Source organism: Prevotella sp. P4-98, assembly GCF_002251405.1.
Lineage (GTDB): Bacteria > Bacteroidota > Bacteroidia > Bacteroidales > Bacteroidaceae > Prevotella.
The window spans coordinates 33,646-49,948 of the sequence record NZ_NPJC01000009.1 but is presented as its reverse complement, the minus strand read 5'-3'; the positions used below and the strand labels follow the sequence as shown (position 1 = coordinate 49,948).

The 16,303-nt window shown below is 46.7% G+C and carries 11 protein-coding genes; 4 read left to right on the top strand and 7 right to left on the bottom strand.

Features of this window, described 5'->3' with window-relative positions; translation table 11 throughout:
* Positions 1-3: 3 nt before the first annotated feature.
* The gene (locus CIK96_RS02420) at positions 4-2,577 is read right to left on the bottom strand and encodes a YfhO family protein (RefSeq protein WP_094439480.1); all 2,574 of its coding nucleotides are present in this window, start codon (positions 2,575-2,577) and stop codon (positions 4-6) included.
* A gap of 89 nt (positions 2,578-2,666) precedes the next feature.
* Between CIK96_RS02420 and mtnN the strand changes: the two genes are divergently transcribed.
* Positions 2,667-3,317: a 5'-methylthioadenosine/S-adenosylhomocysteine nucleosidase gene (gene mtnN / locus CIK96_RS02415; RefSeq protein ID WP_094439430.1), complete on the top strand. Its 651-nt coding sequence runs from the start codon at positions 2,667-2,669 to the stop codon at positions 3,315-3,317.
* A complete protein-coding gene (locus CIK96_RS02410) occupies positions 3,310-3,789 on the top strand; it encodes an S-ribosylhomocysteine lyase (protein ID WP_094390171.1) in 480 nt (159 codons plus the stop codon). Before mtnN ends, CIK96_RS02410 begins: the two co-directional genes overlap by 8 nt.
* Positions 3,790-3,860: 71 nt before the next feature.
* Here the strand turns inward: CIK96_RS02410 and typA are convergent, their stop codons facing one another.
* The 5 genes from typA to CIK96_RS02385 all read right to left on the bottom strand — a co-directional run bounded on the left by typA (position 3,861) and on the right by CIK96_RS02385 (position 11,866).
* Positions 3,861-5,663, bottom strand: coding sequence for a translational GTPase TypA (gene typA / locus CIK96_RS02405; RefSeq protein ID WP_094436545.1), 1,803 nt, complete (start codon positions 5,661-5,663; stop codon positions 3,861-3,863).
* Positions 5,664-6,229: 566 nt separating this feature from the next.
* Positions 6,230-8,032, bottom strand: coding sequence for a DUF349 domain-containing protein (locus CIK96_RS02400; RefSeq protein WP_094439478.1), 1,803 nt, complete (start codon positions 8,030-8,032; stop codon positions 6,230-6,232).
* Positions 8,033-8,143: 111 nt separating this feature from the next.
* Positions 8,144-9,070 carry a magnesium transporter CorA family protein gene (locus tag CIK96_RS02395; RefSeq protein ID WP_094390169.1) on the bottom strand — a complete coding sequence of 309 codons (927 nt, stop codon included), beginning with the start codon at positions 9,068-9,070 and terminating at the stop codon, positions 8,144-8,146.
* Positions 9,071-9,369: 299 nt separating this feature from the next.
* Positions 9,370-10,827, bottom strand: a complete 1,458-nt coding sequence (locus CIK96_RS02390; protein WP_094439428.1) for an aminoacyl-histidine dipeptidase — start codon at positions 10,825-10,827, stop codon at positions 9,370-9,372.
* Positions 10,828-10,840: 13 nt separating this feature from the next.
* Positions 10,841-11,866: a lysylphosphatidylglycerol synthase transmembrane domain-containing protein gene (locus tag CIK96_RS02385; protein ID WP_094439426.1), complete on the bottom strand. Its 1,026-nt coding sequence runs from the start codon at positions 11,864-11,866 to the stop codon at positions 10,841-10,843.
* A gap of 1,058 nt (positions 11,867-12,924) precedes the next feature.
* On the opposite strand from CIK96_RS02385, the gene CIK96_RS02380 reads away from it, so the two are divergent.
* A complete protein-coding gene (locus CIK96_RS02380) occupies positions 12,925-13,368 on the top strand; it encodes a hypothetical protein (protein WP_144007340.1) in 444 nt (147 codons plus the stop codon).
* 177 nt (positions 13,369-13,545) lie between these two features.
* Entirely contained in the window at positions 13,546-14,352 is an 807-nt protein-coding gene (gene rsmA / locus CIK96_RS02375) for a 16S rRNA (adenine(1518)-N(6)/adenine(1519)-N(6))-dimethyltransferase RsmA (protein ID WP_094390165.1), read from the top strand.
* A 512-nt stretch (positions 14,353-14,864) separates the two neighbouring features.
* On the opposite strand, the gene CIK96_RS02370 is transcribed toward rsmA, so the two are convergent.
* Positions 14,865-16,247, bottom strand: coding sequence for an MATE family efflux transporter (locus CIK96_RS02370; RefSeq protein WP_094439424.1), 1,383 nt, complete (start codon positions 16,245-16,247; stop codon positions 14,865-14,867).
* Positions 16,248-16,303 lie beyond the last annotated feature (56 nt).

The window sequence follows — 16,303 nt, the reverse complement described above, 5'->3', positions numbered from 1 at the left end:
TTTCTATGACTTGGCTTGTCGCTGGCGACGAATATATTCAGCAATCAATACCACAATCAGCAAGAGCATGATGCCCATAGCAATATAGGCGATGGTTTCAGTATGTGTGATGCTCTTCGGTTTAAAGGTGAGCACCACCTGATGGTGTCCGGGCTTCACGTTCAAGGCACGGAGCACATAGTTGACACGTCCCAGCTCTTGTTGCTCGCCGTCTACTGTGGCAGTCCATCCTGGATAGTATATTTCAGAGAATACCACCACTCCGCCTTTGCCCGACTGCACTTCGTAGGTCAGTTCGTTGGGTTGATAGTTCTTGAGTGTGACAAGGCTAACAGCATCTTGCTGTGTGCTGTTGCCCAATATATCCTTGAACTTGCTGTCAGCAACTGCATGATGACGCAGGTCAATCTTATCGAGTGCGTCAATCTCGGCATTGGCATTCTCCACATAATCCACTTGGTCCACAAACCAAGCATTGCCATAGCGGTATGGGTTTTCTATCGGTACCGTTTGGTTGGCTTGCAGTGGCAGAATGAAATATTTGGTGTTGAGCATGTTGAGCACTGGATAAATCGAGTCGCCATTTACTTTGGTCATATCACCCTGTGCCTCGTTGAAAGCAGTTGCGAGACCTTGAATCTCCTTTTTGATATGTTCGTCAATGAGCTCCTGATAACGGCGCAACTTAGCAGCATGGTATCCACCGATACTCTTCAGGTAGAAACTTGTCTCGTTTTCGTTGAAGGTGTCGCCTGCCAGATTGAGCACACGGAAGTCGAGTGTCTTGTCCTGTAGGATATGGTCAATGGCAGACGACTTCTGTACAGGTTCTTCACGTACCGTCTTTGAAACAAACATTTCATCGTTGAGGTATCGTTTGTTCACTTGCCACATGTCCACCAGACAGAGCACAACCAATGCTCCCACGAGCCATTCCTTGCGTATTTTCTTCATGCTGAAAAGAAGCAGTAGTGCAGTACCGATAGCAATGATGACAAATGATCGAATGCAGTCGGCAGTGAATACGGCTTTGTGCATGGCGGCCAGACTTGGCAAGATGCGCGGATATATATTCTGCTGATAGTTGGCAAGCATATCGGGATAGTTGCCCAACACATTTGTCAATTGAGCGTTGAGTCCATTGATGGCATCTGCATCGTGTATGGAATTGAAGTCAAAGAATACGTCTGGCAGTATCGCAAACAATAGTGCCAGTCCACCGGTAAGTCCGAATGAAAGATAGAACCACTTCTTCTGTGTTTTCAGTATTTCGGGTTCATCCACTATTTTTTTCAGTGCCAACATGGCAAGCAGTGGAATGGTAAATTCAGCAATGACAAGAATAGATGCCACCGTTCGGAACTTAGCATACATCGGCACATAATCGAGGAAGAAATCGGTAAACGGCATGAAGTTTCTACCCCATGATAGGAGGATAGAAAGAATAGTGACTGCCAGTAATGCCCACTTCATGGGGCCTTTGACGATAAACAGTCCGAGGATAAACAGCATCAATACAAAGGCACCGACATATACAGGTCCTGCAGTCATAGGCTGTGTACCCCAGTATTCCGAGAAACTGCCGTAGATATTCATGTTGAATGTATTCTGGAAGAAGTCGCTCACCTCTGCATCTGCTTTTTTCATGGCAGTGGGATCAGAGGCAATGCTCACGCTGGCACCACCTTTAGTGTTGGGCACCAACAGGGTCCAAGTCTCGTCTATTCCGTAGCTCCATTGTGTGATATAGTCACGATCCAGTCCGCTTGATGTTTGGTTAGCGGTATTCTTCTTCACCAGTTCGCTTTGTCCACGCATCGTCTCCTTGCCATACTGCCATGTATGGTAGAGGTTCGACATGTTGATGCAAATACCGATTGTAGCACCCGCTATACATACACCAGTAGCTTTTGCTAGATGTTTCCAGTCTTTCTTCATCGCACCTTCTATGATGAAGGCAATAGCCATTGCTACTACAACAAACAGGAAATAGTAGGTCATCTGCACATGATTTGCCAATACCTCCAGTGCAGAGAATAGTGCAGTGACCAGGAGTCCCAGCATATATTTTCGCCTATAAGCCAATACTACACCGGCAATCATCGGTGGTAGATAAGCCAGTGCAATGACTTTCCAAATGTGTCCAGCGGCAATGATGATAAAGAAGTAGCTGGAGAATGCCCATACAACAGCGCCCAGTGTAGCAAGATACCATCTGAAATCGAATGCTCTCAACAGGATATAAAATCCCAATAGATAGGCAAACACATACCATACGTTTTCCGGCAGCCATAGATGGTAGGCATTGCCCACTTGTGCAATGGTGTCGGTACTATGATATGATGGCGACGTCTGATAGGTAGGCATACCTCCGAAGAGCGAATTGGTCCATCTTGTGCGTTCTCCTGTACGTTGATAATACTCTGATGCTTCCTGTCCGGCGCCACGTCCTGCCGATGAGTCGTGCCGGTATAGGATACGTCCTTCAATATCTGCAGGGAAGAAATAGGCAAACGATATTGCCGCAAACAAAATCACTACCAAGATGTCTGGTAGCCACTGTTTCAAACTTTTCATAACCGTTTTGTTTTTGTTTCTGAGTGCAAAGATAACCATTTTACACAAATTTTCGTAACTTTGCATGCATAAATCAATAGAAACAAAACATGAAAATAGGAATTATCGTTGCAATGGACAAAGAATTGCAACAATTACAACACCTCTTCACCGATGGCAACGTGGTTGTTGAGAAGTGTGGCATTGGTAAGGTCAATGCAGCTTTAGGTGCTGCCGAAATGATTCGCAGGCACCATCCCGATGTCATTGTGTCGAGTGGATGTGCTGGTGGCAACGGCGATGATATCCATGTTCAGGATGTTGTGGTAGGTGCAGAAGTGAGTTACCATGATGTGTATTGCGGTACTTCAATCGATCAAACCACTGTTTATGGTCAGGTGCAGGGAATGCCTTCCCGTTATAAAGCCGATGGACAATTATTGGCGAAAGCCTGTCAAGTGAAGTGTGAAGGCTTTTCTGTCCATCCCGGATTGATTGTCACTGGCGATTGGTTTGTTGATTCCAAAGACAAGATGCGTGACATCATCAGCCATTTCCCCGAAGCCAAAGCCGTTGATATGGAGTCGGCAGCCATTGCCCAAACGTGCTATAAGTATGGAGTACCCTTCATCTCGTTTCGTGTGGTGAGTGATATTCCCCTTCGCGATACCGATGCTTCCATGTATCATGACTTTTGGAATACCATTGCCGAAAACTCTTTTCAAGTAACCAAGACATTTGTAGAATCGCTATATGAATAAGATACCCAGTTTTACGATAGACCATGAGCGTTTGCTCCGTGGCATCTATGTGAGTCGCAAAGACCAAGTAGGTGGTGAGACCGTTACCACTTTTGATATCCGTATGAAGGAGCCCAACCGTGAACCCGTGCTCCACAACGGTGCCATCCATACTATCGAACATCTTGCTGCTACCTATCTGCGCAACGATGCAGAATGGAAAGATCGCATCATCTATTGGGGACCGATGGGCTGTCTGACTGGTAATTACCTTTTGATTCGTGGTGATTACGAGAGTCGTGACATCCTCGATCTCATGCGCCGCACCTTCCGTTTCGTTGCAGATTATGAAGGCGAGATACCCGGTGCTGCACCTCGCGATTGCGGCAACTGGTTGCTCCACGACCTTCCCATGGCACGTCTTGAAGCCCGCCGATATGTAGAAGAGGTTCTCGATCATGCTACTGATGAGAACCTCCACTATCCGGAATAATCCAGACTTATTATTTATCCTCCATCGGTCTGTTTGCCGATGTGGGATATATCCGATTCATATATCCTCGGTTACGACTTATTAGCCTTTTTGCGCTGGTCGTGGTCGAGGATAATTTTACGCATACGCATTGACTTAGGAGTAACCTCTACGAGTTCGTCTTCCTTGATATACTCCAAGCACTCTTCGAGCGACATCACTGTTTTCGGTATGATGCGAGCCTTATCGTCCGAACCTGAAGCACGTACGTTGGTCAGCTGTTTGGCTTTTGTCACATTCACCACAAGGTCGTTGTCGTGAACATGTTCGCCGACTACCTCACCGTAATATACATCTTCGCCTGGATCGATGAAGAACTTACCACGGTCTTGCAACTTGTCGATAGAGTAGGCGAAAGCAGTTCCAGTTTCCATGGCAATCATCGAACCGTTGGAACGGCGCTCTATATCGCCCTTGTAAGGTTGATATTCTTTGAAGCGGTGTGCCATGATAGCCTCACCTTGCGATGCTGTCAATACATTGGTACGCAGTCCGATAATGCCTCGTGAAGGGATATTAAATTCGATATCCACACGTTCTCCGAGATTGATCATCGAGGTCATGTCGCCTTTGCGTCGTGTCACCATGTCAATCATCTTAGAGGCAAATTCCTCAGGCACATTGATGGTGAGTTCTTCGATAGGTTCGCATTTCACTCCGTCAATCTCTTTATAGATTACCTGAGGCTGTCCCACCTGCAGTTCATAGCCCTCACGACGCATGGTCTCGATGAGTACCGAGAGGTGCAGCACACCACGTCCGCTTACTATCCAGCGGTCGTTAGCGTCTTCCACTTGCCTTACGCGCAGCGCAAGGTTCTTCTCCAGTTCCTTGTTCAGTCGCTCGCTGATATGTCTTGAAGTCACAAACTTACCCTCTTTACCGAAGAATGGTGAGTCATTGATAGTGAAGAGCATCGACATGGTAGGTTCGTCGATAGCGATAGGAGGCATTGCTTCGGGATTTTCTGCATCGCAGATGGTATCACCGATTTCAAATTTCTCCAATCCGATTACGGCACAGATGTCGCCGCAATCTACTTGTTCTGTGCGCTGGTGGCCCATTCCATTGAACACGTGCAACTCTTTTATCTTTGTTTTCTCCTGCGAACCATCGCGGTGGCAGATGGTTACTTGCTGTCCGTCTTTCAGATGTCCACGGTGTACACGTCCCACAGCGATACGTCCGGTATAGCTGCTGTAGTCCAAACTTGTAATAAGCATCTGTGGAGTGCCCTCAATCTGTTTTGGTGCTGGAATCACCTCAACAATCTTGTCGAGCAGATAAGTGATATCGGTGGTAGGCTTGTTATAGTCTTCGCCCATCCATCCGTTTTTAGCTGAACCATATACTACAGGGAAGTCGAGTTGGTCTTCTGTAGCATCGAGAGAGAACATCAAGTCGAACACCATTTCATATACTTCCTCTGGTCGGCAGTTGGGTTTATCTACTTTGTTCACCACCACGATAGGTTTCAGACCGATTTCCAATGCCTTTTGCAGCACGAAGCGAGTCTGTGGCATAGGTCCTTCAAACGCATCGACCAGTAGCAGACAACCGTCTGCCATGTTGAGTACGCGTTCCACTTCGCCTCCGAAGTCGGAGTGTCCTGGAGTGTCTATGATGTTGATTTTTGTACCTTTCCAGTTAATACTTACGTTTTTGGAAAGGATTGTGATGCCTCTTTCGCGTTCCAAGTCATTGGAGTCCAATACTTGGCTACTTAGGTCTTGTCCCTCACGGAATAAGTTTCCTGCCAGCATCATCTTGTCCACGAGCGTAGTTTTGCCGTGGTCCACGTGTGCGATAATCGCAATGTTACGGATATCCTGCATTCTCTTAATTTTAAAATCGACTGCAAAGGTACGAATAAGTGAGTGAAAAGCAAAAGAAAACGGAAATTTTCTTTCGCTTTTCCGAACGAGAGTACCTTCGTCGCATAGCGTCAAAGGTACGAATAAGTGAGTGAAAAGCAAAAGAAAACAGAAATTTTCTTTCGCTTTTCCGAACGATAGTACCTTCGTCGTGCAGCGCCTACCTCCGTCTTATAGCGTTCAAAGTTCTATCAATATGTGGTTGTTTGACGTTAAAACTTCTCAATGCTGCCTATTCTTTTCTGTTTCTTTTATCGATATTCTCCTCTTATATCTCTCGCGTGTGTATGCGCACACACACGCGCACGCGACGTCATCATTTTGTGACCATCGACCACCTTTTGTTCTAATATGCAGAGATTCAAAAGTATATGGTGTGGTCGATGTTGGGCAATTGACCACCGATTGACCACCGTTCGACCATCGTTAGAACAATTAAGCAACCGGCAGTTGGGGCATGGAGAATAACAACAAAGGGAAAGGTTGTTGACCTTTCCCTTTGTCTGTATCTGGTATGACGATGCTGTTTACTGTTGTTTATTGCTATCGATGGCTTTGATCTTTTCGCGCACCAACTGCACTTGGTCTTTCAATTTCTGTACTTTTCTGTTCATTTCGTCGATGAGTGAATTTCCTTTCTTAGATGACGCATTGAGGAAACCGAGATTGTTTTCGTAGGTCTGCACCTCGTTTTTCAACTGCTCATACTGTCTCATCAATCGTGCCCGCTCGTTGTCGAGGGCGTTTTCACCACGTCCAGCCACCTGTTTGAGGTTGTCTTTGAAATTGTTGAGTCGGCGCTTGGCAGAACTGATGTTCAGTGTCTTGTAGAGTTTATCCAGTATGGCATGATATTCTTCATAGATCTTGTCCTTCTCTTTGTAGGGTACATGACCTACGGCTTGATATTCTGCCACGAGTTTCTGCACCTTAGCCTGAAGGTCGTCGCCAGCTTGTTCGGTGAGCGCTTTGAGTTGCTCCACAATTTCGCGCTTCTTGTTGAGGTTCTGGTGCTCCGCGCTTCGTGTGCCCGCTCCAGCAGCATTAGCCGCTTCGAAGAACTTGTTGCAGATGCCGTTGAACTCCTGCCACATTTGGTCGCCCATTTTCTTGGGCACAGTACCGATAGTTTTCCACTCTTTTTGCAGATTGATAAACTTATCGCTTGTCGATTTCCAATCGGTAGAATCCTGCAAGGCTTTCGCTTTTTCTATCAGTGCACGTTTCTTATCGGCATTGTTCTTATATTCTTCCTTTCTGTTTCTGAAATATTCAGCTTTGTTTTTGAAGAATTCGTCGCAGGCCTTACGGAAGCGCTCGAAGATTTTGACGTTCATCTTCTGTGGTGCAAAGCCAATGGTTTTCCACTCGGCTTGCAACTCCATAATAGCCTTGGTATGTTTATCCCAATCGTTGCTGTTTTTATTGTCTTCCTTAACGACTGCCTCTATTTTTTCACAGAGTGCAGTCTTGCGGGTGAGGTTTTCTTCCTCTTGTGCCTTTCGTTCATCGAAATACTGCTGGTGCTTCTTGTTGATAACGGTAGATGCAGCTTTGAATCGTGCCCATATTTCTTCGCGTAGCTCTTTAGCCACAGGGCCAGTTTCGCGATACTCTTGATGAAGCTGTTGTAGTTGATGGAATGCACTGATAGCATCGGGTGTTTCAGCGAGTTTCTCCGCAGCTTCGCATAGACGTGTTTTCTTTTCAAGGTTCTTCTTGAAGTCGTATTCGCGTGCTTCACTGTTGAGTTTGAGCAGATCGTAGAACTGTTCCACATAGAGCTGGTAGTTTCGCCACAGTTCGTTGGCTTTTTCTACGGGCACATTTTTTATTTCTTTCCATTCCTCTTGCAGTGCTTTGAAGTCTTTATACGACTTGTTTGCCTCTTCAGGCGATGTAATCATCGCTTTGATTTTCTCTATGATATCGAGTTTCTTCTGCAGGTTGTCTTGTTTTTCCTGCTCCTGCTCGAGGAATAGTTTCTGTCTTCTTTCCTTGATGATGCTCATCTCTGCTTTGAAGGCCTCCTCTGTTTCGTCGGGTACGATTTGGTAGGTGTCGGGGTTTCCTCCATTGGCAATATAATCTTTGAGCTTAGCTTCGCGTTCGGCAGTGTGCAGTTTGTAGAATACCGTTTTGAGGTAATCCACTTCGTCTTTCTGTGGTGCTTCATCGCTTTGTGCTATTTCGCGCACGCGTTCGAGCACTTCCTGTTTGTTCTGATACTGCTTACGCTCGTGCTGTTGCAGTGCATTTTGCTCTGTTTCAGCCGTTGGCTGCTGGATGTTGCGCTCTTGTTCGAGCGTTTGTTCTTGAGAGTCCATCATCTTAATGTTTGAGTTCATGAAAATGGGTTAGAGTACACATAATAGGCTTCAAAAGTACGCAAAATATCTGAAACAGCCTAATTTTATGTCAGAAAATTGATATTTTTTCCCTTAAATGAGTCGTTTATGTCTGAAAACTGCCCATGATGCCACTGATATAATGAGTGACAGAATGATGGCGATGGCGAAGCCTATGGGACTTGTCTCCATGCCGTTGATGAGGTTCATACCGAAGAAACTTGATATGAGTGTGGGTAGCATGAGTATGATGGTTACCGATGTGAGCGTACGCATGATGGTGTTCATGTTGTTGTTGATAATGCTCTGATAGGTATCCATTGTTGATTCGAGAATGTTGGAATAGATATTGGTAGTTTCCCGTGCCTGTGTCATCTCGATGTTTACATCTTCGATGAGGTCGGCGTCGAGTTCGTCAATCTGCAGTTTAAATTTCAGTTTGGAGAGCAGCACCTCGTTGCCACGGATAGATGTGTTGAAGTAAGTGAGTGAGTCTTGCAGTCTTGACAGTCCGATAAGACTCTCGTTGTTTACTTCGCGGTCGAGGTTTCGTTTGGCTTTGTCGATGAGCATAGAGATTTGCTTGAGTCGTTTCAGATACCAAACAGCCGACGACAGGAAGAGTCGGAAAATCATATCGACATGGTCGGTGAATCCCTCAGCTCTTTTTTGCTGGAACGAAACGAAGTCGATCATCATATTGGTTTCGTAGTAGCATACGGTGATGGTGACATCGCGCTTATGGATGATACCCAGTGGCACGGTGGTATATGGCGTACGTGAGCGTACCTCTTTGACGTAGGGGATACGCAGGATGATGAGCATCCAACCATCGTCGTACTCATAACGTGCCCGCTCATCGGTATCGCTGATGTCGGATAGGAAATAATCGGGAATGTTATACTGTTCTTCGAGCAGTTGACTGTCTTCCTCTGTTGGGCATGTAACCTGTATCCAACAGTTGGGCTGCCACTCTTTGATTTGGGTCAGTCCGTTGTTAGTGTTCCAGAATGTCTTCATTGTGCTAATCCTTTTTGGTGCAAATGACTTTGTGGCAAGAGGATTAGCTGTCTTGCCATGCTGCTCCTCACGCCTTACGAATTGTAATTATCCGCCGGGTAGTCGTCCATTTTATGTTGTTACTTTGGTTTTATTGCTTGCAAAATTACAATAATCAGTTGAAAATGCAAAGGTTTTTTCGTTTTTTCTTTCTCTTTAGGCAACAAAAAAGTCAATGGCAGACACATCAGGTGTCTGCCATTGACGGGTATGATACGGTCTTTCGGTGCTGTTTGTTTGCATGCACCGACCGTTGGTTGTTATTTCTCAGGAATATCAGCCAGTGTTTTCTTGAGCAGTTGCCAGAAGGGTTCCACGGTGCTGATGAGTGCGCGTTCGGTCGTAGTGTGAGGTGATTCGAGCGTCGGGCCGAGGCTCACCACATCGAGGTGTGGGTATTTGCCGAGTATGACGGAGCACTCCAGTCCGGCGTGTACTACCTGTACGACACCGTCTTTTCCAAACAGCTCCTTATACTCTTTGAGCAGCAGACCGAGGATTTCTGAGTCGGGGTTGGGGTCCCAACCGGCATAATCGCCTGTAGCTTCTACCTTCATGCCAGCCATGTTGAAGCAGCTTTCGAGGGTCTTCACGAGATTCTCTTTCATGTCTTCGCGGCTTGAGCGTACGAGAATCTTCATGGCAGTCTTACCCTCCGCAATGTCGATGATGGCAAGGTTGCTCGATGTCTCTACTACGTCGAGATAGTGGGGAATCATGCGGAACACACCATTGTGGCAAGCGTAGATGACGTTGATGAGATTGTCTTGCAGTTCTACGGGCACCTGTTTGGCTGGTGTTGCCACTTCTTCTACGGTCAACTGGATGTTCTTTTCAATGGGAGCATACTCCTCTTGGAAGTCGGCGAGCCAGTCGGCAGCCAGTTCTTTGAGTGCCTCTACATTCTCTTTCGGCAGGGTGAGCACCACTTCAGCCTTGAATGGAATAGCATTGCGCATGTTTCCGCCGTGCCATGAAGCCAGCCGTGCTTCGGTCTCTTCGATGGCTTCGCGCACAAAGCGCACCATCATCTTGTTGGCGTTGCCGCGTCCTTCTTGGATTTCCAGGCCGCTGTGTCCGCCGCGGAGTCCCTGCAGTGTCACCTTAACGGCAACATCTGTGGGGTCGGTATCCACTTCCTGATAGTCGAGCGTGGCAGTAACATCCACTCCACCAGCCGAACCAATGACAAATTCGCCCCATAGCTCGGTATCGAGATTGAGCAGGATATCGCCATGGAGTTCACCACTGGGCAGGTTGTTGACACCCACCATGTGGGTCTCCTCATCGGCAGTGATGAGTGCTTCCACAGGTCCGTGCACGAGTGATTTGTCTTCCATTACCGCCATGATAGCTGCTACGCCGAGTCCGTTGTCAGCTCCGAGTGTGGTGTTTGTGGCTTTCACCCATTCTCCGTCAATCCATGGTTGGATGGCATCGGTCTCGAAATTGTGTGGTGAGTCTGGTGTTTTTTGTGGCACCATGTCCATGTGAGCCTGTAGAATGACGCCTTTTCTGTTTTCCATGCCCGGTGTGGCAGGTTTGCGGAAAACGATATTTTCTGCTGGGTCCTTGAATGCTTCGACCCCAACCTGTTTGCCGAAGTCGAGTAAGAACTGCTGAATTTTCTCCAGATGTCCGCTTGGGCGTGGTACTTGTGTCAGGGCGTAGAAGTTTTTCCAGATGCACTGTGGATCCAGTTTTGTGATTTCGTTCATAGTCTTTGAAATTTTATAATTTGTTGAACAATGTTGTTTCTGATGTTTTTTTCCCGATGCTGTTGTGGCGATGGGTAAAGGCAAGCGCGATGCAGGCATAGATGCCGAGTGCCACCACGAGTAGTGTCTGTATGGTGTGTACGATAAACACGAAGCAGAGTGCCTGCGTGTCTGCCACGCCGTAGAGTATCAGCATGGTCTTTACGGCAAAGTGCCAGGGCCCGGCTCCGTTGGGTGTCGGTACGATAACTGCAATGCTTCCTACGATGAAAGTGACCATGGCACATCCTATGCCGAGGTTTGCTGTGAAGTCGAAACAGAAGAATGTGAGGTAATAGTGTAGGAAGTAGCTCAGCCAAATGGCAACGGTAAAGACGATGAACAGTGGCACATTGGCTACGTCTTTGAGCGAGATGACTCCTTGCCAAATGCCTTTCAGCGTGGCTTTCACCTTATCGTAGAACGAGAGTTTGCGCAGCAGAAAGTGGAGCAACACCATCAGTGCCAGCAGACAGATAGCCACCACGAAGTAGCCTGTCCATGAGAAATTGTGGAGAATGGTGCTGAGGTTGGTGCCTGTCTTATGGAAAAACATGCCGAAAGTGCTCATTTCGAAGAGCAAAACCACAGCGGTTATGCCCATGACGAGTAGTGAGTCGATGGCGCGCTCGGTGACCACCGTCCCCAATGCCTTAGGAAACGAGATGTTGTCGTAGCGCTTCAACACGCCGCAGCGAGTAAACTCGCCCACGCGCGGCACGATGAGTGAGGCGGCATAGGATAGGAAAACGGCATGAATGCTGACGGAGTGGCGAGGGTGCTCGCCCATTGGTTCGAGCGTTTGACGCCATCTCCACCCTCTGAACATCTGTGCGAGTATGCCGAAAGGAAAGGAGAGAAGCATCCACGTCCAGTCCATTTCGTCGGTCATAACGTGTTGCATCTCTTGCCAGTTTTCCCCACGATACATCCAATAGAGTATCGCTCCGCCCAGCACAAGAGGCATCAGTATCTTGATGATGATGTTTGTTGTCTTCATGTTTCCGTAGGCAAAGGTACGAATAAGCGAGCAGAATAAAAAAGAAAAAAGCAATTTTCTTTTTTATTCTTGAGCGTGAGTACCTTGGGCGCGTAGCGCCAAAGTCTGTTTCTCCTCCCTCCTTACACCTTATTATACAATATACTGCCGTATGAAGCACTATGAATCCGATATTCCCCAGCTATATAGTTACATTTCCGTGAAGATGTATTGATACATGTCAAATCTTTGATATGGGTCAAAGAATAGGGTATTTTTGTGTTGTTTGCGCACACAATGCTTGCAAGGTTGATATTTAGTGCGTACCTTTGCATCGCATTAAGAGAAATGCACAGGATAACAATTACAGGATAACACAAATTAAAAAGAAAGGAAGAACATGACTTTAGTATTGTTAATTGTGGCTGTTGTAGCCATTACGATTGCTGAGGCAGTCAGAGTGAACAACAAGGTTAATCTTGGTAAGTAACTCATTTAAGAGATGAAAAAAACGAGGCGAGCCTTCGGGCAGACCTCAAAGTAATAACAAAACACAAAGAAAGGATAACTATTATGGTAGTATTTGAAATTATGGCAATTGCCACTGTTCTCTGCGCTGCAGCTGTTGCAACAGGTATAGTAATCGATATGAAGTTGCAGAACAAAATCTAAAAACGTACGCGCGACAGCTTTGTCGCAGTACAAATCGAAAATCAACAAACATGATGATAATGGGGAAGTTGCCTAAGGGCGACTTCCCCTTTTTAGTGTGTTGTGGTATCATGACGATGATAAGTGATATTTGTCAATAGATCGTGAAACGCGTGTAACTTGCAGAAATATAGCATGTTGTTGCGCTTTAGACGGAGTATGGGTGAGCAAATCAAATTGATTTGCCGAGGAAATCAAATTGATTTGCTCGGCAAAATAAATTGATTTGCTGAGGAAAACAAATTGATTTGCTGCCTCAAACAATATTGATAGGGTAGTAATGGGGTATGAATAGATTTGCTTTCGCTATCGTTTTTTGCTAATTTTGCAGTCACAATTAACTCATATCATTTAAACACACGAAGATTATGGCAGTAAAATTTATGTTGGTAAAGGGAGAAATTAAGTCTCGCAATCATTATGGCATGTACTATGCCCACACCATACGTGGTGCAGAATTGACGCTCGAACAGATAGAAGAACGGATACAAGCCAACTGTTCGGCAAAGGTTTCCGATGTGCGGATGGTCATGGCAGAACTCTTTTCCACCATTCGATTGGCATTGAGTGAAGGACAAGTGGTCAACCTTGGCGACTTGGGAAAACTCTATCTCTCAGTGACCAGTAAACCCGTGGAACGCCCGCAAGACTTCCGCGTAGATAAGCACATCACCGGAATTAAGTGCAAATACATCCCCTGTGGACACCGCATGCAGCAGGAAGGCATGAAAGGCAACATCAAAAGACTGCTGACGCAAGGGTGTAAGGCGGTACACGACCGGAAAGCTACACAACGGTCGTTGGACATCTGACCGATAATCCATCATCCACAATGACATCTGCTCAGAGGCGCCCAAGGCGATAGGGCGTATGGACATGAGGGTGGGATGATGAGGCAAAATAATAGACCTATATATAATAAGTGTTCGCAAAATTTGTGAATATTGAATAATTGTTTTACCTTTGCAAAGTACCTTTAAGGCGCAAGAATGAAACAAGTAAGACCCAAGAAAAACCTCGGTCAGCACTTTCTGACCGACCTCGGCATTGCCAAACGCATAGCCGATACTGTTGATGCATGCCCAGATTTGCCCGTCCTCGAAGTGGGACCCGGCATGGGAGTGATGACTCAATATCTCGTGGAAAAACCCCGCCCACTGAAAGTGGTAGAGATAGACCGCGAGAGTGTGGCGTATCTGAACGAACATTTTCCTAAACTCAGAGAGAATATACTCGGTGAGGATTTCCTCAGAATGGATCTCACCAAGGTGTTCGATGGCAAGCAGTTTGTATTGACGGGCAATTATCCCTACGATATTTCATCGCAGATATTCTTCAAAATGCTCGACAACCGCAACCTCATTCCTTGTTGCACGGGCATGATACAACGTGAAGTGGCACTCAGAATGGCGAGTGAACCGGGTAACAAGGCATACGGCATTCTCTCGGTACTGACACAGGCGTGGTATGACGTGGACTATCTCTTCACCGTGGATGAAACCGTGTTTAACCCACCGCCAAAGGTGAAAAGTGCGGTCATACGCATGACACGCAACTCCGTGGAACACCTCGGATGCGACGAACAGCTGTTTAAGCGCGTGGTGAAAACCGTTTTCAACCAGCGCCGCAAGATGTTGCGCGTGTCGCTACGCCAGTTGCTGCCTAACCTTTCGACTATCGACAGCCCACTCACACAGCATGAAATGATGACCAAACGACCTGAGCAACTCACCATTCCACAGTTTGTCGAATTGACTAATTTAGTGGGAAAAGAGTTGTGTGCGCGAACACAATAAATTGATTAAGGTCAATTATACACCCATTTTCAAAGTTTTGTAAGCAGATTCTGTGGCAGGTTCGCAGAATCTGCTTAACTTTGCACCGTGATCAAGAGAGAACACATTCAATAGGATAACATAAGATTGTTAGTAAGAAAGGTAAATAGGTAGAATAGGTAAGAAGATAGGATAACAAAGAAAGAGCTCAAAAGGAAAAGATTAGGATAACACATCAGGAAACAGGATAACACAATAGGTAAATAGGTGAAAGAATGAGGATAATAGAGAAGGCAGTAGTAGTTTGATTGTTAGGTTAATGTTTAATTTTAGGTATTAAAAAGGTAAAGAGATGATTAACATGACATGGATTACCCTGTGTGCAGCATTAGCTGCAACAGGTTTGTGGGTGAGAAACAACGACAATCCACAAATTTAAGAGAAAGTAGGTTTTTTAGTTATTAATAGGAAAAGAAAGAAACAGCCCCGACTTCATACAAGTCGAGGCTGTATTCTTTATACCCAGTGGCGGATCAGGTGCGCATGCGATTTGCCCAACCGCCATGCCACAGACGGGTAAGGAATATCAAACCGCGGAACGTCAGTTCGATGGCCATGGCGGTCCAAACGCCTGGCAGACCGTGGCTCACAGCGAGCAAGGCTGCCAACGTGAGACGCACACCCCACATGGATGCCAGACTCATCATGGCAGGGCGCAGTGTGTCGCCTGCACCGATAAATACTCCGTTACACACAATGGCTGCTGCAAACATGGGTTCGGCAAAGGCTTCGATGCGTAAACATACTGTGCCGACCTCCTGAATGAGCTCGACGGGAGTCATCAACACCATGAGTTGGGGGGCAAAGAGATACATCATACCACCCATAAACGTCATCACCAAAACTCCAAGTCCTACAGACAGATAGGCAAAAGAACGGGTCAGCAGGCGCTGTCCGGCGCCGATACCTTGACCAACAAGCGTTGTGGCTGCCTCGGCAATGCCGTAGCCCGGCATGTAACACAGGCTCTCTACCGTGATGGCCAACGAGTGGGCGGCAATGGCGATAGTGCCCAAAGGCGCTACAATCATCGTACTCACAATCTGTGCGCCACCCATCAATAGGTGTTGCAAACCCATGGGGGCGCCGATGCCAAAGGCGGCCTTCACTGTGGAGATAGTGGGACGGAACGAACCGCGCCGTCCTTTCAGATGCAGAATGTCGGAACGGAAGATGAGAAAATATCCCATCAGCGATGTGATGACAAGGTAGGCACAACTGGTGCCCATGGCTGCACCGACTACGCCGAAGCCTAAGATGAAGATGAAAATGCTGTTGAAAATTACATCGAGAAAACACATCATGATGTTGAGCATACTGGGCACCTTCATATTACCTGAGCATTTGAGCATCGAACCAAACAGGTGTTCGAGTTGGAACAAAGGGGCAGCGCAGGAAAATATCAGAAAGTAAAGCGATGAATCGGAGGCAATATCGGCTGTTCCACCCAACCAATAGGGGAGGGCGCGATGGATGATAATGCCCGTAGTGGCTAAACATGCGCTGAAAATGAGACAGCAGGTGATGCCTTGACGAAGAATGTGGCGTGCACGATCGAAGTCGTTGGCGCCGATGGCGTGTGCCACTTGGACGGAAAAACCCATGGAACAAGCGGAGGCAAGTCCGCCAAAGAGCCATGAAGTGCTCTCTATCAATCCGATAGATGCGGATGCCTTGGCACCCAGATGTGCCACCATCGAGGCGTCAATGAAAAACATAACGATGGTGGAGAGCTGTGCGAGCATGGAGGGAATACTCAACTGAATAATCAGATTGAGCTTTTCCCTCCGTGTCATCGTACGGCCCTCGCGGATGTAAGCGAGCAGGTCTGTCTTTTCTTTCTTTCTTGTTGTCATCTGTTACGATGTGTGTCTTTCATTATAAATAGGTGCGCACCATGTGCGCCTGCTGA

Excerpts from the sequence above, each read along its gene's own strand:
- mtnN (WP_094439430.1), top strand. The coding sequence starts at position 2,667 with ATGAAAATAGGAATTATCGTTGCAATGGACAAAGAATTGCAACAATTA.
- CIK96_RS02410 (WP_094390171.1), top strand. The coding sequence starts at position 3,310 with ATGAATAAGATACCCAGTTTTACGATAGACCATGAGCGTTTGCTCCGT.
- CIK96_RS02395 (WP_094390169.1), bottom strand. The coding sequence starts at position 9,070 with ATGAAGACATTCTGGAACACTAACAACGGACTGACCCAAATCAAAGAG.
- CIK96_RS02400 (WP_094439478.1), bottom strand. The coding sequence starts at position 8,032 with ATGATGGACTCTCAAGAACAAACGCTCGAACAAGAGCGCAACATCCAG.
- CIK96_RS02380 (WP_144007340.1), top strand. The coding sequence starts at position 12,925 with ATGGCAGTAAAATTTATGTTGGTAAAGGGAGAAATTAAGTCTCGCAAT.
- rsmA (WP_094390165.1), top strand. The coding sequence starts at position 13,546 with ATGAAACAAGTAAGACCCAAGAAAAACCTCGGTCAGCACTTTCTGACC.
- CIK96_RS02390 (WP_094439428.1), bottom strand. The coding sequence starts at position 10,827 with ATGAACGAAATCACAAAACTGGATCCACAGTGCATCTGGAAAAACTTC.
- CIK96_RS02385 (WP_094439426.1), bottom strand. The coding sequence starts at position 11,866 with ATGAAGACAACAAACATCATCATCAAGATACTGATGCCTCTTGTGCTG.
- CIK96_RS02370 (WP_094439424.1), bottom strand. The coding sequence starts at position 16,247 with ATGACAACAAGAAAGAAAGAAAAGACAGACCTGCTCGCTTACATCCGC.
- CIK96_RS02420 (WP_094439480.1), bottom strand. The coding sequence starts at position 2,577 with ATGAAAAGTTTGAAACAGTGGCTACCAGACATCTTGGTAGTGATTTTG.
- typA (WP_094436545.1), bottom strand. The coding sequence starts at position 5,663 with ATGCAGGATATCCGTAACATTGCGATTATCGCACACGTGGACCACGGC.